Origin of the sequence: Paenibacillus rigui (assembly GCF_002234615.1) — a bacterium.
Taxonomy (GTDB): domain Bacteria; phylum Bacillota; class Bacilli; order Paenibacillales; family NBRC-103111; genus Paenibacillus_S; species Paenibacillus_S rigui.
This window is the reverse complement of the sequence record NZ_NMQW01000052.1, coordinates 112,005-137,454: the sequence shown is the minus strand read 5'-3', so window position 1 is coordinate 137,454 and position 25,450 is coordinate 112,005. Positions and strand designations below refer to the sequence as shown.

Annotated in this window: 18 protein-coding genes; 16 read left to right on the top strand and 2 right to left on the bottom strand. The window is 47.7% G+C overall.

Annotated elements, in window-relative coordinates; genetic code table 11:
• The first annotated feature begins 30 nt into the window (after positions 1–30).
• Both CF651_RS28120 and CF651_RS28115 read left to right on the top strand, forming a co-directional pair.
• Positions 31–1,230, top strand: coding sequence for an iron-containing alcohol dehydrogenase (locus CF651_RS28120; protein WP_094018174.1), 1,200 nt, complete (start codon positions 31–33; stop codon positions 1,228–1,230).
• Positions 1,231–1,788: 558 nt separating this feature from the next.
• Complete coding sequence (locus tag CF651_RS28115; protein WP_094018173.1) at positions 1,789–3,108, top strand: MFS transporter; 1,320 nt, start codon at positions 1,789–1,791, stop codon at positions 3,106–3,108.
• A 65-nt stretch (positions 3,109–3,173) separates the two neighbouring features.
• Here CF651_RS28115 and CF651_RS28110 read toward each other — a convergent pair whose 3' ends face one another.
• Positions 3,174–3,743, bottom strand: coding sequence for a CGNR zinc finger domain-containing protein (locus CF651_RS28110; RefSeq protein WP_094018172.1), 570 nt, complete (start codon positions 3,741–3,743; stop codon positions 3,174–3,176).
• Between the two features lie 276 nt (positions 3,744–4,019).
• On the opposite strand from CF651_RS28110, the gene CF651_RS28105 reads away from it, so the two are divergent.
• The 7 genes from CF651_RS28105 to CF651_RS28075 all read left to right on the top strand — a co-directional run bounded on the left by CF651_RS28105 (position 4,020) and on the right by CF651_RS28075 (position 14,569).
• Positions 4,020–5,024: a 1-aminocyclopropane-1-carboxylate deaminase/D-cysteine desulfhydrase gene (locus CF651_RS28105; protein ID WP_094018171.1), complete on the top strand. Its 1,005-nt coding sequence runs from the start codon at positions 4,020–4,022 to the stop codon at positions 5,022–5,024.
• Positions 5,025–5,049: 25 nt separating this feature from the next.
• Positions 5,050–5,592, top strand: a complete 543-nt coding sequence (locus CF651_RS28100) for a DinB family protein (RefSeq protein WP_094018170.1) — start codon at positions 5,050–5,052, stop codon at positions 5,590–5,592.
• 377 nt (positions 5,593–5,969) lie between these two features.
• Positions 5,970–9,752, top strand: coding sequence for an OmpL47-type beta-barrel domain-containing protein (locus CF651_RS28095; protein WP_144029121.1), 3,783 nt, complete (start codon positions 5,970–5,972; stop codon positions 9,750–9,752).
• Between the two features lie 192 nt (positions 9,753–9,944).
• Positions 9,945–10,784, top strand: a complete 840-nt coding sequence (locus CF651_RS28090) for a helix-turn-helix transcriptional regulator (protein WP_245856188.1) — start codon at positions 9,945–9,947, stop codon at positions 10,782–10,784.
• A 201-nt stretch (positions 10,785–10,985) separates the two neighbouring features.
• Positions 10,986–11,951 carry an aldo/keto reductase gene (locus CF651_RS28085; protein ID WP_094018184.1) on the top strand — a complete coding sequence of 322 codons (966 nt, stop codon included), beginning with the start codon at positions 10,986–10,988 and terminating at the stop codon, positions 11,949–11,951.
• A gap of 481 nt (positions 11,952–12,432) precedes the next feature.
• Positions 12,433–13,950: a dockerin gene (locus tag CF651_RS28080; RefSeq protein WP_094018169.1), complete on the top strand. Its 1,518-nt coding sequence runs from the start codon at positions 12,433–12,435 to the stop codon at positions 13,948–13,950.
• A 22-nt stretch (positions 13,951–13,972) separates the two neighbouring features.
• A complete protein-coding gene (locus CF651_RS28075) occupies positions 13,973–14,569 on the top strand; it encodes a histidine phosphatase family protein (RefSeq protein WP_245856187.1) in 597 nt (198 codons plus the stop codon).
• A gap of 113 nt (positions 14,570–14,682) precedes the next feature.
• On the opposite strand, the gene CF651_RS28070 is transcribed toward CF651_RS28075, so the two are convergent.
• Positions 14,683–15,111, bottom strand: a complete 429-nt coding sequence (locus tag CF651_RS28070; protein ID WP_094018167.1) for a universal stress protein — start codon at positions 15,109–15,111, stop codon at positions 14,683–14,685.
• Between the two features lie 301 nt (positions 15,112–15,412).
• Between CF651_RS28070 and CF651_RS28065 the strand changes: the two genes are divergently transcribed.
• From CF651_RS28065 to CF651_RS28035, 7 genes are all read left to right on the top strand, one after another.
• A complete protein-coding gene (locus tag CF651_RS28065) occupies positions 15,413–17,224 on the top strand; it encodes a sensor histidine kinase (protein WP_094018166.1) in 1,812 nt (603 codons plus the stop codon).
• Positions 17,217–18,863 carry a response regulator gene (locus tag CF651_RS28060; protein WP_094018165.1) on the top strand — a complete coding sequence of 549 codons (1,647 nt, stop codon included), beginning with the start codon at positions 17,217–17,219 and terminating at the stop codon, positions 18,861–18,863. Before CF651_RS28065 ends, CF651_RS28060 begins: the two co-directional genes overlap by 8 nt.
• Before the next feature lie 186 nt (positions 18,864–19,049).
• A complete protein-coding gene (locus CF651_RS28055) occupies positions 19,050–20,417 on the top strand; it encodes an ABC transporter substrate-binding protein (RefSeq protein WP_094018164.1) in 1,368 nt (455 codons plus the stop codon).
• Between the two features lie 77 nt (positions 20,418–20,494).
• Complete coding sequence (locus tag CF651_RS28050) at positions 20,495–21,397, top strand: carbohydrate ABC transporter permease (protein WP_094018163.1); 903 nt, start codon at positions 20,495–20,497, stop codon at positions 21,395–21,397.
• A 13-nt stretch (positions 21,398–21,410) separates the two neighbouring features.
• The gene (locus CF651_RS28045) at positions 21,411–22,238 is read left to right on the top strand and encodes a carbohydrate ABC transporter permease (protein WP_094018162.1); all 828 of its coding nucleotides are present in this window, start codon (positions 21,411–21,413) and stop codon (positions 22,236–22,238) included.
• A gap of 72 nt (positions 22,239–22,310) precedes the next feature.
• Entirely contained in the window at positions 22,311–23,312 is a 1,002-nt protein-coding gene (locus CF651_RS28040) for a glycoside hydrolase family 130 protein (RefSeq protein WP_094018183.1), read from the top strand.
• 78 nt (positions 23,313–23,390) lie between these two features.
• Complete coding sequence (locus tag CF651_RS28035) at positions 23,391–25,445, top strand: discoidin domain-containing protein (protein WP_094018161.1); 2,055 nt, start codon at positions 23,391–23,393, stop codon at positions 25,443–25,445.
• Positions 25,446–25,450: the final 5 nt, after the last annotated feature.

Sequence of the window (25,450 nt, the reverse complement as noted above, 5' to 3'; positions counted from 1 at the left end):
AAAATTAATTTATAGTGGGAGGCTTGTCCAATGACGTTATCCAAACTGGTCTTTACTCCACTTCAATATATCGGATGGGGCTCATTGGAGCAACTGTGGACGGAGGTGGAGAAGTATGCGCCGTCACGCATTTTACTCATCACCGACGCTATCTTAGAGAAGTTGGGCATGATTGAACCGATCTCTTCCAAGCTTACGGCACAGGGCTATGATGTAGATATCTATACGGATGTGGTACCCGAGCCGCCGCTTGCGGTAGGCGAGAAGCTGGTCAGTTATACGCGGGACGGCCGCTTCGACCTGGTCATTGGCATCGGCGGAGGCAGTGCGATGGATTTGGCGAAGCTGGCTGCCGTACTTGCCGTGCATCAAGGTCAGGTTGCTGATTATTTGAATTTAACCGGCACGAAGAAGCTGCAGCATAAAGGGCTGCCCAAAATTTTGATTCCCACCACATCGGGTACCGGCTCTGAGGTCACCAACATTTCGGTGCTTTCGCTGGCAACAACCAAGGATGTGGTCGCGCACGATTATTTGATGGCCGATGTGGCGATCGTTGATCCTCAGCTGACCGTTTCGGTTCCTCCTCGTGTAACCGCAGCGACCGGGGTGGACGCACTGACCCATGCTATTGAAGCCTATGTCTCGGTGAATGCGAATCCTGCCACGGATGGATTGGCCCTGCAAGCCATCCGTCTGATCAGCGGTGCCCTTCGAAAGGCCGTGAGCAACGGGCAGGATCGGCAAGCGCGGATCGACATGAGCTATGGGAGCAACATGGCGGGAATCGCATTTTTCAATGCAGGCGTCGCCGGTGTTCATGCGCTGGCCTATCCACTAGGCGGTCAGTTTCATCTCTCGCACGGAGAGTCTAACGCGGTACTGCTGCCTTATGTTATGGGGTATATCCGGAGCAGCTGCGTGAAACGAATGTCGGACATTGTCCATGCGCTGGGCGGCTATGCAAGTTATTTATCGGAGGAAGCAGCCTCCCGAAAATGTGTGGAAGAGCTGGAACGGCTCGTCCGAGACGTTGGGATTCCGAACACGCTGCGCGGCTTTCAAATTCCTGCCGATGCATTGGACAGCTTGACGGAAGACGGTGTACAGCAGAAAAGATTGCTGGCCCGCAGCCCGCTTCCGCTGCATAAAGAGGATATCCGCAGCATCTATCAAGCTGCATATGACGGGATCATAATTGAGCCGGGGAATGCTGCGCCGGTTTCCTGAGCTTCGTGTTTCACTTGAATAGCAGAACAAAGCACTGACCACCACGGTTGGTGCTTTTTTATGTTGGCAGTATTTCATTTTCCCCGTCACTGATCCCTCCTTGTATTTAGGTCCTCCACCGCCTAACTAACTTCATTATATACAAAAATCAGGTTATTTAAAAGAGTGTGTCCATATAATTAACCTCATAATTTATATTTACAGGTTATTAAGTAGCGAGTATAATAAAATCCAAAATATTGAAATCGCTTACATGTAACATGTCCCAAGCGACGAACTCAAATTAATTAACCCTAAATTATATATTGACAGGTTAGTTTATTAAAAACTATAATATGTTTCATAAGAAGGTATGATAAAGAACATCAAATGTTACATTACATTCCATAAAAGGAGGTGGTTTAGCTGAGTTCAAAGCGATTTGAACAATCCTGTAGTACCTTTCGAAAGTGATGATGGAAAAGTACACGCTCGGGGCAACTGGAAAGAATGAGTAGTCACTTATGAGAAAGCAACTCCGTAAAGGAAGTACAATTCACAAATGGGGGCGAAGAACGAATGGATAATAAAACATCGGAAATACAATTACGCATGACTACATCCTCTGAAGGTGTGAAGAGAAAGATAGGATTGCGTTGGGGCATGGCTTTTATCTTCTTCATCATTGGCTTGATTGCTTACATGGATCGGGCAAATATATCGATCGTGGCTAAGCCCATGATGGAAGCATTAAATATGAATAAAGTTGAATTCGGGTTATTAACCTCGTTATTTTATTTAGGTTATTGCTTTGCGCAAATTCCAGGAGGCATGCTCGCAGAAAAGTTTGGGGCAAGGAGTATTATCACCATAGCAATTACTATGTGGTCAGTGTTTACAGCTTTGACGGCAGCGGCTTCTTCTTACGTAATGTTATGTGTTGTAAGGTTTTTGTTTGGAGTGGGAGAGGGACCGATGTATCCATCCAACTCCGTTTTTAATTCATACTGGTTTCAAAAGCATGAAAAAGGCCGGGCAGCGAGTGCGCTGTTATCGGGTTCCTGGTTTGGTCCTGTTGTTGCACCGGCACTGTCAGTCGGAATCATGGCGGTATTCGGATGGCAGGGGGTTTTTTATACTTTTGCTATTGCAGGGATTATCATTGGTTTGGTTTGGTACTATATTGGGCGTGATAAGCCGGAAAATCATCCTTGGATTTCTGAGAGAGAAAAACATCTTATTATCGAAAATAGAAGTGTTACAGGTACCAATAAGGAAAGGGCCCCATGGGGGCAGTATTTAAAAAACGTACGTTTCTGGGCAATTGGTTTGCAATATCATGTTGTCCTATATATGAATACATTTTTTCTAACGTGGTTACCTACCTATCTGATGGAAGCAAGAGGCTTTTCCCTTAAAGAAATGGGATTTGCTGCTAGTTTTCCATGGCTGGCGCTATGTTTCACTACAATTGCCGGAGGGGCCGTTTCGGATTTCATTTTGAAGAAAACAAGCTCTCGCATGACTGCTCGTGGTTACATGGCTATCATTGGATTCGTCTTTTTCATAGCAGGCTTGTACTTAGCAGCTTTTGCCATGGATCCATGGATGAATGTTCTTTGGTTGACATTGGCTCTCGGCGCGTTAGGTCTTCCGATTGTCGCTTCCTGGGCTCTTGTTAATGACTTGGGAAAGGAGTTTTCGGGATCTGTCAGTGGTTGGATGAATGTGTGGGGAAGTATCGGCGGTGTTATTGCACCTATCATTTGCGGATGGTTAGCACAAGAATTTGGTTGGAACACGACTTTATTAATCAATATAATCCCTGTTGGCTGCGCCATATTATTATGGTTCCTTATTAAACCCGATCGTCCATTAATACCTGAAAAAAACACATAGATTGCATACAACTTTAATTCAGGATAGCCTCAGCACCGCACGGCACTCCGGCTATCCTTTTTACATTAAGACCGGTCCTTATGCCGAGCTACCTTCATACGGTTTCCGCATATTTTCATTGAGCACCACTTACGCTTTCCGGTTGCGTCCATATACATCCACAAGCATTTTGGATTGGAGCATCGATGAAGCGTTGCAAGCTTGCCATTCGCCATCAATTCTAATGCGTCATAGGCAACAAGGGAGAGCAGCGAATCTACAAAGGCTCCACACGGGGTAGGTAAAAGCTTATTTTCCTTGAAGACAAAAGTAAAGGGGGCTTTATTGGTATAGCTCTCCAATGCGTGTATCCACAGTTCGTCTACTTGCAGCCCGTCAGCGATGTCTTGAAATCCCTTTCGCAGCAAGCCTCTTAGTTCTCGAAGGGCCGTTACCGATTCCTGTGTGAAATGAATTCTTTGTGCAAATTGTTCTGTAAGTATGACTTGCTCAGAGAACATAACTTCAAGCCAGTAAGCAGCCTGCTGTTCGGTTACAAGGAGATCATGCCTTTTTCCTCTTCGATTTTCTTCTGTATTAACCAAATTCAAAGATAAAGAATTTGAAAGAAATTGAATTTTTTCTAGAACAGCCATTGCATCAGATCACCTTTCATTTTTAGTGTTTCTAACTTTATTATATATGTTCAAGGGGTTAATTGAAAGAGGGATACAGGCCGCTGTCGAAATCATAAATAAATTCATAAACGCGAAATACTAACCTCGAAATATATATTGACAGGTTAGTTATTAGATAATTATAATAGGTTTGTGTCAGAGAGCTGCCAGCTGTACTGCAGGTAGTTTGCAGCATCATTTGAACACAGGTCGAGAGTAAGAAAAATTCGGAAACAGAAAGTAGTGGTTTATGGAATGAATCGTATCTCATCTCTGCCCCGGGTCATGCTAGGTTCATGGCCAACTCCCTTACAGCCTGCGGACCAGTTATCCCAGCAATTAGGTTGTCGCTTATTCATTAAAAGGGAAGATATGACTGGTCTTGGAGGGGGAGGCAACAAAGCGAGAAAGCTTGAATTCCAATTAGGTCAGGCGGTTAAAAGCGGAGTCACCCACATTATTACGACAGGTGCCGTACAATCCAATCATGCTCAACTTACCGCAGGGGCTGCCAGAAAACTCGGGCTTCAACCTCATTTGGTATTAAGCGGTCAACCTGATACCCAGCGTCGCGGTAATTTGTACTTGGATCATTTGATGGATTCCGAGCTAACCTTCGTAAGCCCGCCAGCCGATCGCCCTCCATTAGAGGTTATAAATGAAGTGATGGTTGAAGTTGCTAATAAAATAACGCGCGAAGGCGGAAACCCCTGCATCATTCCTGAAGGAGGGACGGATGCACTTGGAACTGTTGGATATATCCTGGCGGTAGAGGAATTGGTTGAGCAGCTTCGTGCTTTGCAGATGGATTCCAAACGTATGCTTATTGTTGTTGCTACCGGGACCTGCGGAACCCATGCAGGGTTAATTGCGGGCGCAAATGTGACCTCCAGTCGGTTTGACATTTTGGGTGTAAGTGTAAGTGGGAACACACAAATCAAAATAGAGAAAACAGCCAGAATCGCCAGAGAAACCTTACAGTTGGCCGGGTATGACAATACGATCAATGAGGGGCAAGTCTGGATTGAGGACGGCTTTATTGGGTCCCGATACGCAGATATCACAGAAGAATGCCGTAACGCCATTTATGTATCGGCACGATCCGAGGGAATTTTCCTCGATCCCGTTTACACAGGGAAAGCCATGGCAGCATTAATTCACATGGGACAGTCCGGCCAATTATCAAAGTATGATGGAGTCATCTTTGTTCATACCGGGGGATTCCCGTTGTTGTTCAACTATGATTCAGCCATCGTTTAATTCATTAACTTAGGAGTGTGTAAAGATGACAACAGAAAATACTCAAACAAATATCAGTCATGAAGTAGGTAAAGATTTAAAAGTAATCGTTGAGGGCTTATTGGAAGATGTGTTTAAAATCATCAGAAATTTGCCGCCTGAAGCGCTCAATTGGACGCCGAATCAAATGAAGAATAGTCCTTTTGTTCTGACCTACCATTTGCTGGGGTCTGCTGCCTACTGGATTGGTGATGTTGTGGGTGGAATACCAACGAATCGGATTCGCGCAAATGAATTTGATGTTCAGGGGGATCATCATCAACTGGAAGAGCTGCTGGAAGATACAAAAAAACGTTTGGCAGCAACGTTGGATAACTTGAACGAAAGCCATTTGCTGCCCGCACCTATTGACTTAAGCCGTGGCGTCTTATGCTGGGGAGAAGTTCCTGCTGAGGGACGCACTTCCGTCTGGGTCTTGGTCCATGACCTATGCCATATTGCTTACACGCTTGGACAGCTGGAAAGAATTAATCGCCTTTGGGAAATTCATCTAAATGATGACCAAACTGCCAAAAGAACCATTGATTGAAATCGGAAATCGAAATTATCACAGTAAAAATCCAACTCAGCATTCTTCGGGTTGGATTTTTCTTTATGTCTTCTCCGTATTGCCAACGTGATTATATCCTACAAACAGAAACCCCAGCGTATGAACCGTTTCGCTTTTCATCTTCGCCAAGACATCACGTGAACCGGGATGCGCAGGGAACTACCGTATTTGTATATGATGTAGAGGATTGAACCATTGAGTATGTCGGCTTTGCACGAGTATGATGGCGGTACTATACAAGAGAGGGGGAGCATTGGGGGTTGAGAATAACCCCAACCACATTGTTGTAAGCATTTACATACAATCTGGGCGAATATGATTTTGCGGGAAAGTGAAAACGAAATAGGAGGTAAGACATGAAAAGATGGCTAGCGCTCATGTTAAGTATTGTTTTTAGCCTTTCTTTATTACAACTGCCTATTCCTATCGCGAATGCGAGCTATGACGCGCTGCCGGCATTCCCCGGGGCGGAAGGCTTCGGTTATGCCGCAACAGGCGGGCGGGGAGGGGAAGTATACCACATAACCAGCTACGAGCTCACCGGTCCGGGAACGTTCCATGATGCGCTTGTAACGGCCGGAACAACACCTCGAACCATCGTATTCGATATTTCGGGTGAAATTACGATCCCCCAGATTGTGGTGAGCGATAAATCCAAGATTACTATTGCAGGGCAAACCGCACCGGGGGACGGCGTGACGATCCGGGGCAACAATATACGCTTTATCAATAGCAGTGATATCGTCATTCGATATATGCGCTTCCGCTTAGGAGTTCAAAACTTTAATGACGACACAATGTATTTCGAAGATTGTCGGAATGTGATCATCGACCACTCCTCCTTTTCATGGGGAACCGATGAAGTGCTATCCATTAAAAGTAAGGATTATAACAATCCAAAATCAAAAAATATAACCGTGCAGTGGTCCGTCATATCGGAAGGGCTGTTGACTCACTCCATGGGCGGATTAATTGAAATGAATACGATTTCGATGCATCATAATTTATACGCCCATAACAATGACCGCAATCCCAAAACCAAAGGCCAGATCGACTTCGTGAACAACGTTCTCTACAATTGGGGCAGCTATCCCTATGTAGCCGGCGGTGAATCCGGTACCAAAGGCTATGGAAATGTCGTCGGTAATTATTTCATCGCAGGCATGAACTCGGCAAATCCCCAATATGCGGTCGTGCGCGGTAATGAGAACTATAACCTGTTCCTTGAAAATAATCGCATCGACAGCAACAAAAACGGAATTCTTGATGGAACGGACACGAGAGCCGGGATGATGGAAACGGAAAGACCCAGCGTCCTGGTACCGGAGCGTTTTGAGTACCCGCCGGTTCATACACAGAATCCGGAGACCGCCTACAATCTCGTTCTGGACTACTCCGGCGCCTCTCTGATTCGGGACAAGGTGGATCAAAGGGTGATCGACGGAGTACGGGAGCAAACAGGTGCCATCATAGGCAATGAAAACGATGTCGGCGGGTTTCCGCAGCTGGCACGAGGAAAGGCCCCCCTTGATGCAGACCTTGACGGAATGCCCGACACATGGGAAAAAGCACAAGGATTGGATCCGAACAATCCGGAGGACCGAAACGGTGACAGGAACGGTGACGGGTATACAAACCTCGAGGATTACCTGAATGAACTGGCGGCGCCGGGATTCCCGGCGAATTACCCTAGAACGCCCCCGGTATGGTCGGGCACTCCGTTTATCCCGCCGGTTGAGCCGACGCCGGAGCAGCCTGCAGCAGAGCCTGTGCCCAGCATGAACGGCAATACGGTCAGGAACGTAGTCATCAACGATAATAGCGGAAGCAGCAGCATCAACGAGGCTAACTGGTCGATACAGGAAAATCTCCAGCCTGGAGATTTCGTGGCCGGGGATCGAATGACCGGGAGCAAACCGTATACATTCGTTACCATTCCGGATGAATTGAAGGGAGTGGAGTGGATCCGATCAGCGGTAGGCTCCAGAAGCGCAACGAGTGAGGATCTGCTCACCTTCTATCTGGCTGCCGGGACGGATGTGTATGTCGCGCACGATTCGAGGATAACGACGCGTCCGCAATGGCTAGCATCCTATGAAGACACAGGGCTGATTATCGCAGATAATCAACCGGTGCAGTATAAGCTATTCAAGAAGCATTATCCTGCGGGCTCTCGTGTTATCATGGGTGTCAATAACAGCACCTCAAGAATGAACTATTTCGTCCTCTTGAAACCGACAAATCCAGAAACGGCCCCTCCTGCGGAAGCGGCTTCGGAATTGACGGGGCAATTGGCGGAAGGGCCTACGGCATCACTCCACTGGAAGCCTGTAAGCGGGGCAGACGCTTATCTGATTTACCGATCCAGTTCTATGGATCCCTACTATAGAGCCGTTGGAAGCTCATCAACCACAGAGTATAAGGATGATGCGATCGTATGGGGCTCTAGCTATCGTTACAAAGTATCGGCCTTAAACCAGGGAGGGGAAGCGCCACATTCCGAAACGGTGGAAGTGTTCGCATATGATACATCGAAACCGATCCCTCCCGCGCCGACAGGACTGCAGATTACGGCGGCGAAGAGCATTTCCGTTGCACTGGCATGGACTCCGGTTAAAGACGCCATCGGCTATGCGATCTACAGGGCAGCCTCCCCGGAGGGCAGCTATCTGAAGGTAGGCAGTGCATCGACCGCGGTTTATACCGATAAGACAGTGAGCCCATCCACAACGTATTACTATAAGGTGTCCGTAACGTCGCTCGGCGGAGAATCTACAGCTTCCGGCAGTCTCAACGCAACGACGAAACCGCCAGTGGCGATTCCACTAGCGCCGGCAGGCTTTTCGGCCGAGGACGTGACAACCTCCTCGTTCGGACTGAAATGGACTCCCGTTGACAATGCGGAAAGGTATATCCTTTACAGGAAAGGAAACGGTGAGAATGATTTTACCCGGATCGCCAGGCTCGATAGTACAGCTTCTTCCCGCTATATCGATGACAATATAAGCGCCGATGTTACAGGCTACAGCTACAAGGTGACGGCAGAGAACGAGATGGGCGAATCAGCACCGTCCCAAGAGCTTTCTATTGCCATGCCTTTGCCCGGGAGGCCTTCGAATCTTTTTGTCGGGTTGAAGGGAGAAACGTTCGTCGGGCTCATCTGGACGTCTCATGGCGGAGCGACCCAGTACAATGTTTACAGGAAATCCGGAGAAGCACCGATTCAATTCGTTGGGTATGCGAAAGTAGAAACCTATTACGACCGAACTGCCGAACCGGGAGTAGAATACACCTACTATATTCAAGCTAAGAACGCCAGCGGAGAATCGGCACCGTCCAATTCCGTAACGGTCAGAACGTTAGAGAAGCCCAAAGATGTAACGCCTCCTGTAACTACGAGCGATGCCAATCCTGGCTGGCATCCTTCGGCTCAAGTCATTAACCTGAACGCTGTCGATTCCGATGGCTCGGCAACATCGACCTATTACAGCGTAAATGACGCCGTTTACAAATTGGGTAATCAGGTCAAGATCAGCGAAGAAGGCATTCACACGCTTCGGTATTACAGCATCGATTCAGCAGGGAATCAGGAAGCCGTCCACACGATAACTGTAAGCATCGATCGTACCGGGCCGGCGATTCAACCGACTGTCACGACATCCGTATATCATCCGGATGCCGTGAGCATCCCATTCGAAATTACAGATGCGCTGAGTGGTGTAGATCAAGTGGAAGCAACGCTCGATGGCACGGCCGTGAGCCTGCCGATTAACACGAACCCCTATGAGCTTTCAATCGGTGAACACTCGATTAAGATTAAGGCAACGGATTATGCAGGAAATGTCACGGTCGAGCAGTATGTATTGACCATCGTGATGGATCGTGATCATTTGGATGAAGCATTGCATGCGGGGTACGACCAGGGCTTCATTTCAAATCGCGGCATCTTAAACAGCCTGCTTGCGAAGGTACACACCATTCAGAAGGAGAGGGACGTTGCAAAAACGATCCATGAATTGAATGCATTGGAAAACGAATTGTCCGCATTAGCCGGGAAACAGATGGATGCCAAATTTGCACAGTATCTGCTGGGGGATGTAGCGTATCTGAAGCAAGCGGCAAGCACAGCTGCGTATTGATTCTTACAACGTTGCAGGCTGCGGAGCAAGCTTTGGACTTGCTCCGAAACAGCGCGGACAGCGAATTAACGAAAGCAATCTGATCACATCAGTGGCCAATGTTCTTAACAGGTGCTTCTTGCCAGCCTCCACGGTATAATGAAAGGTATATACCTGATCGGGTATGAACACGGCCACGAGAGGTGATTCCCATTGCTTAACCGAAACAGCATGAACAATACAATTAATGGCACGAGCATAAACAGCGTCCGCGCCAAAACACTAGGCGATTACCTGAAATCGCGCAGGGCCCGGCTTCAGCCGGAGCAGGCAGGACTGCCAAGGTCATACGGCCAGCGCCGAACGCCGGGCTTGCGGCGTGAGGAGGTCGCGATATTGGCCGGCGTTAGCGCAACGTATTATACGTGGCTTGAGCAAGGACGTGAGGTTGCCGTGTCCCGGGATGTGATCGAAAGCATCAGCAGGGCACTTCAGTTGGGTGGAGACGAGCATGTGCATTTGCTTGAGCTGTGGAACGCCAACGAACCTGAAGCCGTGACGGCGATTACGACGGAGGTAAAGCCGCAGTGGAGAGAAATCGTGAATCAGATGGCCTTTCCTTGCTTTATCAGCAATGACCGAGCCGAACTGCTTGCCTGGAACCGCGCAGTGAATGAACGCATTGCGGATTTTTCATCGCGGCCACGGGAACAGCGGAATATGATGTCCATGCTATTCACCGATCCACAGATGAGAAGCCGCTTGATCAATTGGGAGGAGATGGCGGCGCATTCGGTAGCCATTTTCCGTACTTCCTACGACAAGTATGCACATGACCCTTGGTTTGCGCAGTTCGTTGCTGAGCTCTCGAAGGAAAGCGCTGAATTTGCGGCATTGTGGAAATTGCATCGCGTGGAAATTAAAAAGGTAACCCGGGTTTTCTACAGCCTACCTGACGAAAATCAAGTGCTTGCCTATGATATTAATTCGTTGGCATTCACTGCGGAGCATCCTGACCTGCATTTATGCATTTATACTCCTGCTTCGGACTAAGTAAGGTCTTACGGGAGGCAACGTGTTGAGCGTTGTCCTCCCTTTTTAATTATATAAACCGGTCTTCTTCATGCCTGTTAGTTTCATTACTAGTAAAAGCGTACTGTGGCTGCCCTCGGATCCTCGGTTTAGAATAAGATCATGCTTTATCGATCCATATTCGAACTTGCGGAAAAGAGGGAAACTAGAATGGGAAATAAGATCGCACAACGAAAATTGGGAAGACTCGGGCTTGAAGTATCGGCCCTAGGCCTTGGCACGATGATGATGCCGGACAACGACGAGTCGGTACGCACCATTCACGGAGCACTTGATCTTGGTGTCACACTGTTCGATACGGCGGATATTTACGGTGATGGATTCATGAAAGGAGAGTTTGGCGGCAACGAGCGAATGGTTGGCCGCGCCTTGAAAGGACGCCGGGATAGAGCTGTTATTGCGACTAAATTCGGCATCGTTTCGCCAGAAATGAAGACACAGGGACACCCTGCTTATGTGAAAAAATCAGTAGATGCCAGTCTTCTTCAGCTTGGCATCGATTATATCGACGTATATTATCAGCATCGAATTGATCCGTATACACCGATCGAGGAGACGGTAGGGGCTATGGCGGAGCTTGTCCAGGCAGGTAAAGTACGCTATATCGGGTTATCGGAAGCTACCCCCGACCAGATTCGCCGCGCACATGCGGTCCATCCGCTAACCGCAGTAGAAACTGAATATTCGCTATGGAGCCGCGAAGTGGAGGATGAGGTGCTGCCTGTTCTGCAAGAGCTCGGTATCGGCTTTGTTCCGTACAGCCCGCTCGGCCGCGGTTTCCTGACGGGGCAAATCCGGACCCTCGACGACCTGCCCGAAAACGATTATCGCCGCTTTTTCCCTCGCTTCCAGGGCGATAACTTCGTTAAAAATCTGGAAGTCGTGGTATTAATCGAGAAGTTTGCTGCCCGCAAAGGCTGCACGCCGTCACAGCTGGCACTTGCTTGGCTGCTCGCACAGTCCGAGCAGCTCGTTCCAATCCCCGGAACGAAGCGTCTAGACCGGGTTAAAGAAAATCTTGGCGCACTGGAGATAACACTGTCCGCTGAGGAGCTTGCGGATATTGAGCGCATTTCTCCGAAAGAAGTCGCGGCGGGAGAGCGGTACCCGACCTTTATGCAGTCTTAACATAAGTCCGCATGAATGACCATGCATAATCCTATGAATTAAAGGGCCGCAGCTTCGGCTCTTTTTCTTTTGAAACAAATTGCAACTTTAAGCTTGGAACAAATTTAACCATAATATCCCTAATAGTGCAATTTATGGCCAATATTGGATGCTTTTTGTCCAAATTCGCACCTTTCACTATGCTACAATATAGCTGATTACTTCTGATTTTCCCAAAGTCGATTAAGCTCCCAACAACCGTCTCATTCTGAACCTAGTTCAGGAGCCAGTAAGGGAGGATACATACCAGGAAAATTGGAAGCGCTTTCGTTTAGAGGGGAGTGATAAAAAAGGAATAAGCTTCCGATGATACAAGCTTCCGAGGTCATCAGATGACCTTCGTCTACCTTGACAAACGCATGCCATCTGGAAAGTTGGCGAAGCGCCGTTTATCCTTAGATGAGCATTTCATGTAAGCAATCTATATTAGGAGGAGCTGCTTATGCTTAAAATGAATACATTGAAAGTTAAAAAAACATGTGCAATCGCAGCAAGCTTGGCCATTACTGCAGCAGCTGCATTTTCTTCACTCCCTAGTCAACATGTATTAGCTGCGACGAATGTGATCGCATTTCCCGGTGCAGAAGGTGGGGGAAAGTTTGCTTCAGGTGGCAGAGGAGGCCAAGTGGTCTATGTTACAAATCTTAATGATAGCGGTCCGGGCTCATTTCGGGATGCGGTAAGCGGCTCCAATCGAATCGTTCTTTTTAAAGTAGGAGGAACTATTGAACTACAAAGCGATGTTGTGGTTAGCTCGAATGTAACCGTAGCAGGGCAGACGGCGCCCGGCGGCGCAGGTATTACCTTGAAAAACTATAAAATCGGTCTTGGCGGCAGTAATGTGATACTTCGCTTTATCAGTTCAAGACCTGGTGAGAGGGGAACTACTGCAGATTATGATGCCTTCGGTGGTGCGAATGGCAGTAATTCTATTGTGGACCATGTATCCATGGGCTGGGCAAATGACGAACAATGGGGACTTTATTCCGCCAATGATAATTACACCGTACAGTATTCCATTATCGGTCCGTCCAATTCATTTTCATACCATTCCAAAGGAATTCATGGGTTTGGAGTCATGCTCGGACGATCTAATGCTTCATGTCACCATAATCTGATCGTTCACAATGTATCAAGAAATTTCAGAGGGAAAGTAGTGGGTACCAATACGATTGATTTCACAAATAATGTTATTTACAATTGGGCGTCCCAAACCGCCTATGGCACCCTGGGCCATGTGAATTATGTAAATAATACTTTGAAAATGGGCGTTTCTACAGTCAGCGGGAGGAATTATATAAGTGTTGGTGACAGCGGTACAGATCCCCAAAACTATTCCATTTATTTAACAGGTAATCGTTTTCTAAATAAGGATAACACGAATTACAGCACATTTACCTCAAATAACTGGACAGGGATTACCTATAATGCCTCCAGCGGTAAAACGGAAGCAAACACCCGTTCAGATGTGCCCTTCAATGTGCTTGTAAACAATGTAAATACCTCTACGGTAGCGAATGCCGAAAGTTCAGAGGATTCATATCATCATGTTCTTGATTATGCAGGTGCAGGAATAAGTACGTCGCAAAGACCGGCTATTGATAAGCAGGTTGCTAATGAAACGAGGACCGGCACAGGAACACTTACTGGGGCAAGGCCGTATTCCGAAGCTTCTACTGAACAGAAAGCTACCATTGATTCGTACCAAATGGCAACCGGTGTTCAATTTCAATATCCGACTCCTATATTAACGGGCGCACCTACCGATACGGATGGGGATGGCATGCCTGATGATTGGGAGCTGGCAAGGGGACTCAATCCCAACAGCAGTACAGCAGCGAATGGCACATTGGAATCCAGTGGGGATTATTGTGGACTGGGGTATACGAATATTGAATATTATATAAATGATCTAACCGTCAATGCATTCCCGGCCAACGTAGTGACGCTATCTCCCTAAATCACGAAGGAGTGAGGCTCTGTTGACAGATTTTTACCTAGTCAGGCATGCGATAAAAGAGAAAGGCATCGGTGATGTATCCATTTCGTCAAATGGTGTATTTCAAGCTCAAGTGACCGCACGTCAATTCCGTGAATTGAGAATAAAAAGCATTGTATGTAGTCCGCTTAAAAGAGCCAAACAAACAGCTCAAATTATCGAAAAGGAACTAAAAGCGAAAATATCAGAGGATGTTCGTTTACGAGAACGTGCTAATTGGGGGGACATACCTGGGCAAACCTTTGAGGAATTTGTCGAAATATGGGATCGATGTACAAGTGATCGAGATTATACACCACCTGTAGGCGATTCGGCACGAAAAGCAGGTGAACGTTTATCTTCATGCTTACTAAACTTGGCAAAGGATCACCCGCTGGATGGTATCATCGTTGTTACTCACGGAGGCTTGATCACCGATTTCCTGGTAAATGTCATCACCGAAGAGGAGCTGAGTAAGATACACCATAGGTTTATTGCTGAGCAAAGCAAACTTGTTGCCGAATGTTCAATCACAAAAGTTCGTTTGGACCAGGGGACGTTTATATTGGATGACTTTGCAAATATAGACCATTTACTTTAAAGGCGATTCAATTTGCCTGTTCAAAACAAGAAGGAACCCTTGTGACGTAATAAAACGTGCAAAAGTTCCTTTGTTTCAAATAATTGAACAGAGAGGAGGGGGTCTTTAAGTCATCATTTTATGACAAGGACCGGTATTTTTGCATGCTGGACAAGGTTATGGCTAACACTTCCGAGAACGAATTCGCTAATGCCGCTCAGTCCTCTGCTGCCCACAATAAGGAGCTCTGCGCCAATCTCCTCCGCATAACCTAGTATTTCTTTCGTAATTGCGCCATTTCTCACTTCGATATGAATATTGGATAAATCAGCGACAACCTCTTTGATTTTTTCAATCAGCTGCTCGGTATAATGGGAATTATCTTCAACAGCAGCCGGAGGTATAAACACACCCGTACCTACAAAATAGGCAGGAAGATTAAAAATATGAATGATATCCACTTTAGAATAATGGTTCAATTTGGCCAATTTCAAAGCGGAATCAAGCGCCCTTTCAGAAGTTTCGGAACCGTCGTAAGCTACTAAAATTTTTGAATATAACATGTCAGCTTCACCTCATTTGCTTGATAAATGTATTGTAACTGCTGTTTCGGTTTTAGGATGTGATATAAAGCACAGCTTGTTACCGAGTTTACCGGTAAGGTCAAGAAAATCATCGAAAAGCGCCGTAAGGCGTTTTTCCTGTTTTATGGCATGTTCAACGCAACCCATTCGACAGTTTTCGATCTTTTCAAGACACGATGTGTATAAACCGGATATAATGTACAATAAATCTGCATCGATGTACTGGCCCCTTTGTGCCTAATCAGCCCATACAAAACGGAAAGGATGCTGAGAAAAATAAATGAACAACGGATGGATGTCTCGCGTTAAGTTAAGGTTCGAGGATCTGTTCTATGGTATATCCTTTAAACAGAGAATCAGAATCACGTTCATTATTTTGATTATTTTGGCTATTGGGGTGGTGGGGACGTCATCTTATTGGATCGCCTCCAAAGAGCTGCAAAAAAATGCGTTCGCCTCGAGTCAGGAAAATGTGGACAAAACAGCCCAGATTATGGACGACAAGCTGAACAGCATCGCCGTAACCGTCCGATCCCTGATGTTCAGTGATGCCTTCAAACAGATGATGAAGGATGTGGAGAGCAGCAACATTGCTAATTATTACGTCCATTTGTCGGAGTTTCAATATGTGTTCTCACAGCTCAGCTATAACGATCCGCTGATTGAGCATATTCTAATTGCTACGCCGATCGGAGATTTTTATTCAACCTCGCAGCGACGGTCACAAACGCAATCATTTTATGAATCCAGTCTGTATTACGAGATGAAGGATATAGAGGGAGGACTTTGGGAGAAGGGTCATACGGACAAATTGTTTACCGGGGATAAAAGGGTGCTTTCCTATGTAACGAGAGGAACGCAAGATACTTTTACGAATCCGAAGGTATTTATTGTAGTGAACATTAACGAGACAGGCTTGATCGGCTTGTTAAATAAACACTCCTCCCGGAACGATAACAATTTCTTTGTTGTCGATGCCAAGGGGGAGGAGGTCATTCGGACGTCATGGTCCTCCGGGCACAGCCTGGTAAGGGACGAGCTCTTTCTGAATAGCACCTCGAACCATAATCAAGGTTCTTTCTTCCACACCTTCGATCAAACGGAATATCTTGTGAATTTTACAAGATCCGCAATGGTGAAGGATTGGCGTTTGTTCGGCATTCAGCCAAAGGATAAGCTCCTTGAGCAAATGAATGGCGTGCAGCGAACCACGGTATATATCATGCTCGTTTTTTTATTCACTTCGTGGCTGTTATCGAACCGTTTAACCGCGCTGCTGCTAAAGCCGCTGTTTAAGCTGCAGCGACTGATGAGAGAAGTAGAGGACACGAAGCTTTCTGTCCGATTTCAGAGCCGGTATCATGATGAAGTGGCTCAAGTAGGCTTCCAGTTTAACCGGATGCTCGATGAAATCAATCGACTGATCGACGATGTGAGAACGAGTGAAGCGGGGAAGCGGCAGGCGGAAATGCGGGCCTTAACAGCGCAAATGGAGCCGCATTTTTTGTATAACACGTTAAACACGATTTATTGCAAGTCGATGATGGGGGAAAATAACGATGTCAATGAGATGATTCTGGCGTTGTCTCACATGTTTCAGCTCGGCTTAAGCGGGGGCAAGGATTGGAACACATTGGAGGATGAGCTGTCCCATGTGCAGCAATATTGTGCGATCCAGCAAAAATGCTATGAAGGATTGTTCGAATATCACATGAAGGTGAGTGATGACAGGCTATTGTCATGCATTGTGCCCAAAATATTGCTGCAGCCCATCATTGAGAACAGTATTCAGCACGGATTCAATAACCGCAGATCGGGAGGAACGATTGACCTGCAGGTACTACAGGAGCAGGGGAAGCTTCACATCATCATTCAAGACAACGGCGTAGGCATGAATATGGATAGCATACAGCAATCGATGGTACATCAAACAACCTCCAAGAAAGGCTATGCCTTGTACAATATTGTGAACCGACTGCATCTGTATTATGGAGAGGCGGCTAGCATCGAGATGTTCGGCAGCCCGGGCGGTGGCTCACGGACAGATTTATGGATACCGCTAAGAAATGGAGAGGGTGGGACCTATGGATGACCATCGTATGATCAGACTATGCATTATTGACGATATTCGGAGTGTCGTTGATATGATTGAACGAAAGCCGCCGTGGCATGAATACGGGATTGAAGTCGTCGGCACAGCTATGGATGGCGAGGAAGGGCTTCAAATCGTACAAGAGACCCGGCCTGATATTGTACTAACCGATATACGGATGCCGAGAATGGACGGTCTTGCGATGACCCAATCGATTCTTGAAGTATCTCCGGCGATTAAAATTGTCATTTTGAGTGCCTATACGGATTTTTCCTACACGCAGCAGGCCATCCGCCTGGGCGCGTTCGACTTTGTCAAGAAACCGTTCTCGCTCGATGAAATCGTCAATGCGGTTCTTAAAGCGAAGGAAGCGTTTGTGCAGGAGAAGGAAGAGCAGACTAAGCTCCTCGAGCTCGAGAGCCATGCGCGAAAAAGCTTGCCCAGGTTACAGCAGGAATACGTCTCGCTCCTCGTGCATCACCCTGCGAATGAAGCGCGGGCTCTGGTTCAATGGGGGAAGCTGGGCATCGAATTGGCGCCGAATGATTTTACTGTATTCATCGTAGAGCTGGACCGGTTTATGGACAAATATAGCCGTCAGCCGGCGAAGGAAGTGGAGCTGATCCGTTTTAGCCTGCGCAACATATTGGAGGAAACCATTGCCAACCAGACCAAGGGTATTGTTTTCGACGAAGCCATGAACCGGTTTGTTTGTCTTATCAATTGCTCGGACAATCAGGAAGCTGAACAAATTTCCGAGGCTTGCTGCGCCAACATTTTTCAATTCACGCATACTACGATATCGATTGGCGTTGGGCTTTGCGTCCGTACAATCTCCGAGCTGCCTCAGGCTTATCAGCAGGCACTCCACGCACTTTCGTACCGATTCTACACGGAGGGGAACGTGGTGAACAGCTATCATGACGTTGCGCCCAAGCAGCAGAGGATGCCGAATTATTCGGTTGCAACCGAGCAGCAATTTTTATTCGCTTTACGGGCCGGCAATAAGGACAAATGCCAGCTTATATTGGAGCAAATTTTTAATGAGCTCCTGATGGCTGATCCGCTGCCGGAGCCGCAATATGTGGAGAATTTGTGCTACGAGCTGTCGGCCAAAATTTGCCGGGTCATGCTGGAGCAATTTCCGCAAGAAAAGGTGCAGGCATTAGAGAACGGATTCCATGTCGGCAAAGGTTATTATTCCTTTCAAAACATGACGGAAACGGTGAAAACCCTCTGTATGGAAGCTTGCGGCTGGATTGAGCATGAGCGTTCCGATGAATCGACCAAAATCATACATCAGGCAAAAGACTATATCTCCGCGAATCTTCATTTGAATCTGACTTTGGAGCACTGCGCGAAGCAGATCAATTTAAGTCCGGGATATTTCTCGAACCTGTTCAAAAAAGTGCTCGGCATTTCGTTCCAGCAATTCGTCATTCATCAGCGGATGGAGAGGGCTAGAACCATGCTGATTGACGGGTATCAGGTGCAGGAAATCGCCCAGGCACTTGGCTACGAGCATAGGCGGTATTTTAGCGAAGTATTTAAGAAGCATACGAATATGACTCCGTCCGAGTTCAAGCTCTATAGTACGGGAAAAGCCATCCCTGCAGTGGAGCCTGAAGAGGACAAGTAAATGAACGCCAAAGGAGAAACAATCTGGGGTTCGGCATTCCATTCGCCGGGCTTAGGGTTGTTTTTTTTGCAAATTGATATAGAATTCTGCCCTCCGTGTGGAGTTTACCGTATTATGCAATTCCTAGATCGGAACTATAATGGAAAACGAAAGAGATAATCGAATAACAAGGGGAGGCAACACTTTATGAAACAACGTGTTCTATTCACATCGCTAAGCCTGGTTCTTGCTGGAAGTATGGCAGCATGCAGTAACGGCCCGGCAGCTTCCGGCACCGGCTCAAAGCCGGCTGGGGGAGAAAAAACGAAAATCAGCTATTGGACAGGCGATCGCCACGATTCCGAGTATATTAAAGAGATTGTCGATAAATTTAACGCTACGAATCAAGACAACATCCAAGTAGAGCTGGTCATTAAAGGCGACGACTTCGATCAGGCATTGGACCTGTCGTTTCAAACCAATGAACCGCCCGATGTGATCCGGGTAAAAGAAAATACGATCCAGACCTTCTACAAAAAGGGCTTTCTGGCACCGATCGATGAATTCCTGAATGACGACATGAAGAAGAAATTCCCGGAAATGGCTAATTTGAACACTTTTGAGGGCAAAAGATACAGTCTGCCGAACTATGGCACGACGATGCGCTTGATTTACAATAAAGAGCTTTTTGCCAAGGCTGGCATTCAAAGCCCTCCGACGACGTTGGCTGAGCTTGTCGAAGATGCGAAGAAGCTCACACAGGCGGGCAAAGCAACTGGTGCTTACGGCTTCGCCCAGAATTTCAAAAATCCCGGCAGCGCCTTCGGCCGGTCATCGCGTGTCATTGCGGAAGTCAGCGGCTTCGGGGGCTTCGGCTATGATTTCAAGACAGCGAAGTACGATTTCACCGGCATGAAGCCGATTATTGAAGCCTTCAAGCAAATCAAGGACGACGGAAGCATGCTGCCGGGTGTAGAATCACTCGATATTGATCCGCTTCGCGCTCAATTTGCGGAAGGCAAAATCGGGATGTACTTGTCCTTCTCGGCGGAAGCGGGCGTGTACCAATCGCAATTCCCGGCCAAAATCGATTGGGCTGCGGCGCCGGTGCCGTCGATTGACGGTAAATTCAACGGTGCCTCCGGCTTCCTGGGCGGACAGTGGCTTGCATTGAGTGCCAAAACGGCGAAAAAGGACGCCGCATGGAAGTTCATGCAGTATATGTACGGCGATACGATTCTTCAACAGTATCAGGAAAAAGGCTTCGGCATTTCGATGGTGCCATCGGTCAGTGCGGCAGCCAAAAAACCGGAAGTGAAGGGCATCGACGGCTTCCTGCCAAACAAATATGACGGTGTTTGGCCGGTCACCCCGTCCGTTGCGGTACAGGGCATGAAGTCCGATGACGCTTTCTTCAAATACATGCTTAGCGGCGGCGACCTGGATGCGGTCATCAAGGATTTGAATACACGTTACAATGCGGCGTTGGAGGCGGCGGTAGCCAAAGGGGACGTGAAGGCAGCGCCGATGCCTGACTTCAATCCGGCCAACTTAGCGGGGAAATACGCCAAATAAATAAAGGAAGAACGGGGGATGGGGAGCAAAGCCCCATCCTTATCTATCCTAATATGCTGTAAGGAGTGGAGTGGGAGATGAATAAAGCCAAGATTCATGCGTTTTCATACAGCTTTTTACTGCCCAGCTTTATTCTGACCGCAGTCCTTGGAATTTATCCGATTTTCTGGGCAATGAGGTATATGTTCTATGACTATAAGGGCTATGGGCAAGAGAGATTTATCGGGCTGGACAATTTCAGCCGGGTGATGGAGGATCACGAATTTTGGAATTCCGTGGTCAACACCTTTATTTACGCTGGCGGGAAGCTTGCGATTTCGATTCCGCTCGCTTTAATTTTGGCTGTAATCCTCAATCGGGGAATCAAGGGACGAAATGTGATGAGGGCAATTTTCTTCATGCCTACGATCATCAGCACGGCTGTGATGGCCGTTGTGTTCTTTACCATTTTCAATTCGTACAACGGAATTTTAAATCAGTTTCTTATGAAATATAAGGTGATTCACGGAGCCGTGGATTGGTTGGGCGTTGATCATTCGATGCTGACGGTCATTATCGTCGCCGTATGGGGAGCTGTCGGCAACTATATGCTGCTCTTTTTGGCAGGGCTTCAGAACATTCCAGAGGATGTGTATGAGAGCTCGTCGCTGGACGGGGCGAATAAACTCCAGCAGTTCCGTTATATCACCATTCCAATGCTGGGGCCGGTACTGCAAATGATTATTATGCTCGCGATCATTAACGCACTCAAAGGCTATGAGAGCATTATGGTGCTGACGGACGGCGGACCGATCGGGAAGACGAGCGTCATGTTCCTGTACGTATATAAGCTGTTTTTCCCTACGGCGGGAACGGGGGCGGCAACGCAAGTACAAGAAATCGGTTATGGCAGTGCCGTCGCCTTTGTAACGGCAGTTATCGTTGGAATCATTACCATACTTTATTTCTTTGGTTCAAAACGGTTGAACCATAACGATTGAGGAGGGCCGCATCATGAGAATCATATGGAAAATCGTCTTATGGATTTTTCTGCTGCTAGTAACCTTGCTAACGCTATTTCCCGTGGTCATCACGATTCTGGGCTCATTCAAGACGAATATTGAGTTAACGACAGGGGCTACGCTTCTGCCGTCTAGCTGGCAGTTCGGAAACTATATCGAAGCCTGGAACAAAGCTAATTTCTCAACCTATACGAAGAACAGCTTATTTGTTGCCGTGATGACTACAGCCGGTACTTTGCTCGTATCTTCTATGGCAGCCTATGTCGTGAACCGAATGGACTTTGCCGGGAAGAAATGGTATGTCGGCATTCAGGCGTTCACAATGTTTGTCGCCATTGGCGCGGTCGTATTAAGGCCTCAGTTCGAGCTGATGATCAAATTACAATTGCACAATACGTTATGGGGTGTCGTCCTGATACTGATCAGCGCGCACGCTTCGACGTTCTTTATTCTTCTCAGCTTCATGAGCGGCATACCGAAGGAGCTGGACGAAGCCGCCCGTATTGACGGCTGCTCCCGCGGGGGAACGTTCTGGAAAATTATTATTCCACTGCTTACCCCAGGACTCGGTGTAAGCGCGTTGTTCACGTTCCGCGGAGCCTGGAATGAATATTTGCTTCCCTTCGTCTTTACGATGAGCAAGCCGAAGCTGCAGACACTCACCGTCGGTCTGGCGAATCTGAAGTACGGTATCGCTGCGGCATCGCAGACGCATTATATGATGGCAGGCGCTTGCTTATCGATCCTTCCGATTCTTATTGTGTATATCTTTGCGAATAAGTCGTTCATGCAAATGACGGCGGGGTCTTTGAAAGGTTAATGGTTGGAGCTTGTACTTACTAAATGGATGATAACGCATTCCAAGTTATTGACATAGGAGGACTTATTTATGATGACGTTACCGAACATTGGCGCATTAACTTCCAGCAAGGTGATCCACCGTCACCCGGCGAACCCGATTCTGGACGCGGCCCGAGTGCCGTACCCTACGGCGCTTGTATTCAATGCCGGGGTGACCAAGTTCAACGGCAAATATGTGATGGTATTCCGTAATGATTACGGTTCGCTGGAGGACCATACGATCGAGCCTCACCATACGACGGATTTGGGCATTGCGTTTAGCGAAGACGGTATTCATTGGGAGGCAGGCCCCAAGCCCTGCTTCAAAATGCACGATGAAGAAATCGTTCGTGCGTATGACCCTCGCTTGACAGTCATCGACGGGCGCTGCTATATGTGCTTTGCGGTTGACACCCTGCATGGAATTCGAGGGGGCGTTGCGGTAACCGATGATTTTGTGCATTTTGAGGTATTGAGCCTGTCCACACCGGATCTGCGCAATATGGTTCTGTTCCCGGAGAAAATTAACGGTCATTACGTCCGTCTGGAGAGACCCTTCACTGTCTACAGCCGCGGCGGCTTGGATCGTTTCGACACCTGGATTTCAGAATCTCCGGATTTGAAGTTTTGGGGGAATTCCGACCTTTTGCTTGCCGTAGAGCAAGTACCTTTTGCCAATGATAAAATCGGCCCGGCCGCACCTCCGGTCAAAACCGACAAAGGCTGGTTAACCTTGTTCCACGCCGTGGATATCGATCCGGCAAGAGGCAAGAACGGTTGGGAACCGACCTGGAAGAAAAGATACACCGCAGGGATCATGCTGCTTGATCTGCACAATCCAAAGAAGATCATCGGGATGCACAAGCAGCCTTTACTGGCCCCTGAAGTGAGCTATGAAACCGACGGCGGATTCCGCAACAACGTGATTTTCCCGGGAGGCATGGTTTTGGAGGAGGATGGCGAAGTCAAAATTTATTACGGATCTGCAGATACGGTGGAATGTCTGGCCACGGCTCATGTGGATGATTTGATTAAGCTTTGTTTGGAGGGCTAGAAGGTTGTATACCTGGTAAGCAATGATATCGGTCGGCAGGTGGAACATATTTTGCATACCCTTGGGAGGGGATTAATCATGTCCACTATGAGAGCTTGGCTTTGCGTAGTATTGGCGGCAACACTCCTTGCATCCATTCTAGTTATTCCCGCTGGAAGTGTTACGGCAGCCGAATCGGGCACAGAAGCAACCATCTACGCTTATCAGCAGCCTTTTATCTATAGTATTTCCAAGGATTACTCCGTCAAAGCGAATGGCGTAGCTGTTCCGGTTGTAACCAATACAAACGATTATGATTATGCCACGTTCTCGATGTCGCGGGGCTATGTTACCTTCGAGGTAACGGCACTCGGGGACAGCAGTATTAGTTCGTACGGCATCAGTCCACAAAAGCTGGGTATCACGGGGACTATCGAAGGAAACAAGCTCACCTTCACCGTACCTAACAACGAGTATCTGATTTTGAAAATAAACAATAAGAAGCGCGTCGTTATCGCGGCCGACCCGGAGGAAACCGATGCTCCGAAGGCTTCCGGCGAAGGCATTTTTAATGTGACGGATGCCGGGTATGGAGCGAGAAGCGGGAAGAACAGCGACGGCTTCGATAAACAAAATACAGCGGCGATTCAGAAGGCCATTAATGATGCGGCCGCTTACGGTACCAAAGAAAAGCCAGGTATCGTCTATGTTCCTCCTGGCACGTACTTTATCGGAAACTTGATATTGCGAAGCAATACCTCGCTTTATTTGGCCCCCGGCGCGGGCTTAGTAAGTACGGGCAAGAAAGCGGACTATACGGAAAACTGGTTTAAAAATTCCGTCAATAAGCCGGTTACCTGGTGGATTTCCACAGAATTCGGTTCGGATCGCATTAAAATCTACGGACGCGGGACGATCGACGGCAACGGGGAAGCGCTGAGCAAGGATAAGATGATCAACAATCTGATCGTACCTGTTGCAACGAGTCACTTTACGCTGGACGGCATCACTACCCGAAACTCTTCTGCCTGGGCGATTACACCGGCCCGCTCCAACGATTTGACGTTCACCAACCTGAAGATGTTCAACAGCCTTAGTATGGGGGAGAACGATGGCATCGATATTTGTGAATCGCAAAATGTCGTCGTCCGGCATGCCATCGGCATTAGTCTGGACGATCCTTTTACAACGAAAACATGGGCAGCCGATACCGATATTGTTGCAGGAAAAACCCCTTGGCCGGGTAAACCGGAGCCGGTGAAAAACGTCTTGTTTGAGGACTTGATTTCTTGGACGATTTGCTATGGCTTTAAAATCGGGCAGGGCATGATTCAAGATCAAAAGAACGTCACCTTTCGAGACGGCGTGGTCTATGATGCCTCTGTCGGCATTGGAATTGACCATCGACACGGATCGGCTGAGGCAAAAAATTTTACTTTCGAAAATATCGATATTGAAAAATTAAGCTACACGAATGCGGGGAATCGTACGTGGCTGGCCTTTGTCATTCAGCATAGCCCGCTTGGCGTGGCTCCGGTTACTAACGTGACCGTCAAGGATGTGAACGTGCGGGACAAAGGCATGACTTTTGCCAAACTCACGGGATTGGAAGGCGCAAGCTTCAACCATGTTACCTTCGATAATATAGTGATGCCCGGCCAAGACAAACCGGCGACGAACTTAACCGAAATGAATATTTTGAATAAACAATATTACGATAAATTGAAGATCAAGCCTGAGCAAACGGAGGAGCCCAAGCCAAGGACGAACCTGGCACTGAATCAACCGAGTGTAGGTGTCGAGGGTTCGGCAGGAACGGCGCCGCTGGCTTTTGACGGAGATCTGACCACACGATTCGGATCGGCGCGCGGTGTGGATCCGGGTTGGATATACGTGGATCTCGGAAGCATGAAACCCATTGATACGGTGAAGCTGTTCTGGGAGGCTGCTTATGGCAAGAGCTATCAGATTCAAATATCCGGGGATGCGGAGCATTGGACGGATGTATATCGTACAACGGATGGCAAGGGCGGATTGGAGGAAATCCGTTTCCCTGAAACCGAGGCCCGTTATGTACGGATGTACGGTACGCAGCGTGCTACGCAATATGGATATTCGATTTATGAATTTGAAGTCTATGGTCCGGAGAATTAGCATCA

Excerpts from the sequence above, each read along its gene's own strand:
- CF651_RS28120 (WP_094018174.1), top strand. The coding sequence starts at position 31 with ATGACGTTATCCAAACTGGTCTTTACTCCACTTCAATATATCGGATGG.
- CF651_RS28115 (WP_094018173.1), top strand. The coding sequence starts at position 1,789 with ATGGATAATAAAACATCGGAAATACAATTACGCATGACTACATCCTCT.
- CF651_RS28110 (WP_094018172.1), bottom strand. The coding sequence starts at position 3,743 with ATGGCTGTTCTAGAAAAAATTCAATTTCTTTCAAATTCTTTATCTTTG.
- CF651_RS28105 (WP_094018171.1), top strand. The coding sequence starts at position 4,020 with ATGAATCGTATCTCATCTCTGCCCCGGGTCATGCTAGGTTCATGGCCA.
- CF651_RS28100 (WP_094018170.1), top strand. The coding sequence starts at position 5,050 with ATGACAACAGAAAATACTCAAACAAATATCAGTCATGAAGTAGGTAAA.
- CF651_RS28095 (WP_144029121.1), top strand. The coding sequence starts at position 5,970 with ATGAAAAGATGGCTAGCGCTCATGTTAAGTATTGTTTTTAGCCTTTCT.
- CF651_RS28080 (WP_094018169.1), top strand. The coding sequence starts at position 12,433 with ATGCTTAAAATGAATACATTGAAAGTTAAAAAAACATGTGCAATCGCA.
- CF651_RS28070 (WP_094018167.1), bottom strand. The coding sequence starts at position 15,111 with ATGTTATATTCAAAAATTTTAGTAGCTTACGACGGTTCCGAAACTTCT.
- CF651_RS28065 (WP_094018166.1), top strand. The coding sequence starts at position 15,413 with ATGAACAACGGATGGATGTCTCGCGTTAAGTTAAGGTTCGAGGATCTG.
- CF651_RS28060 (WP_094018165.1), top strand. The coding sequence starts at position 17,217 with ATGGATGACCATCGTATGATCAGACTATGCATTATTGACGATATTCGG.
- CF651_RS28055 (WP_094018164.1), top strand. The coding sequence starts at position 19,050 with ATGAAACAACGTGTTCTATTCACATCGCTAAGCCTGGTTCTTGCTGGA.
- CF651_RS28050 (WP_094018163.1), top strand. The coding sequence starts at position 20,495 with ATGAATAAAGCCAAGATTCATGCGTTTTCATACAGCTTTTTACTGCCC.
- CF651_RS28045 (WP_094018162.1), top strand. The coding sequence starts at position 21,411 with ATGAGAATCATATGGAAAATCGTCTTATGGATTTTTCTGCTGCTAGTA.
- CF651_RS28040 (WP_094018183.1), top strand. The coding sequence starts at position 22,311 with ATGACGTTACCGAACATTGGCGCATTAACTTCCAGCAAGGTGATCCAC.
- CF651_RS28035 (WP_094018161.1), top strand. The coding sequence starts at position 23,391 with ATGTCCACTATGAGAGCTTGGCTTTGCGTAGTATTGGCGGCAACACTC.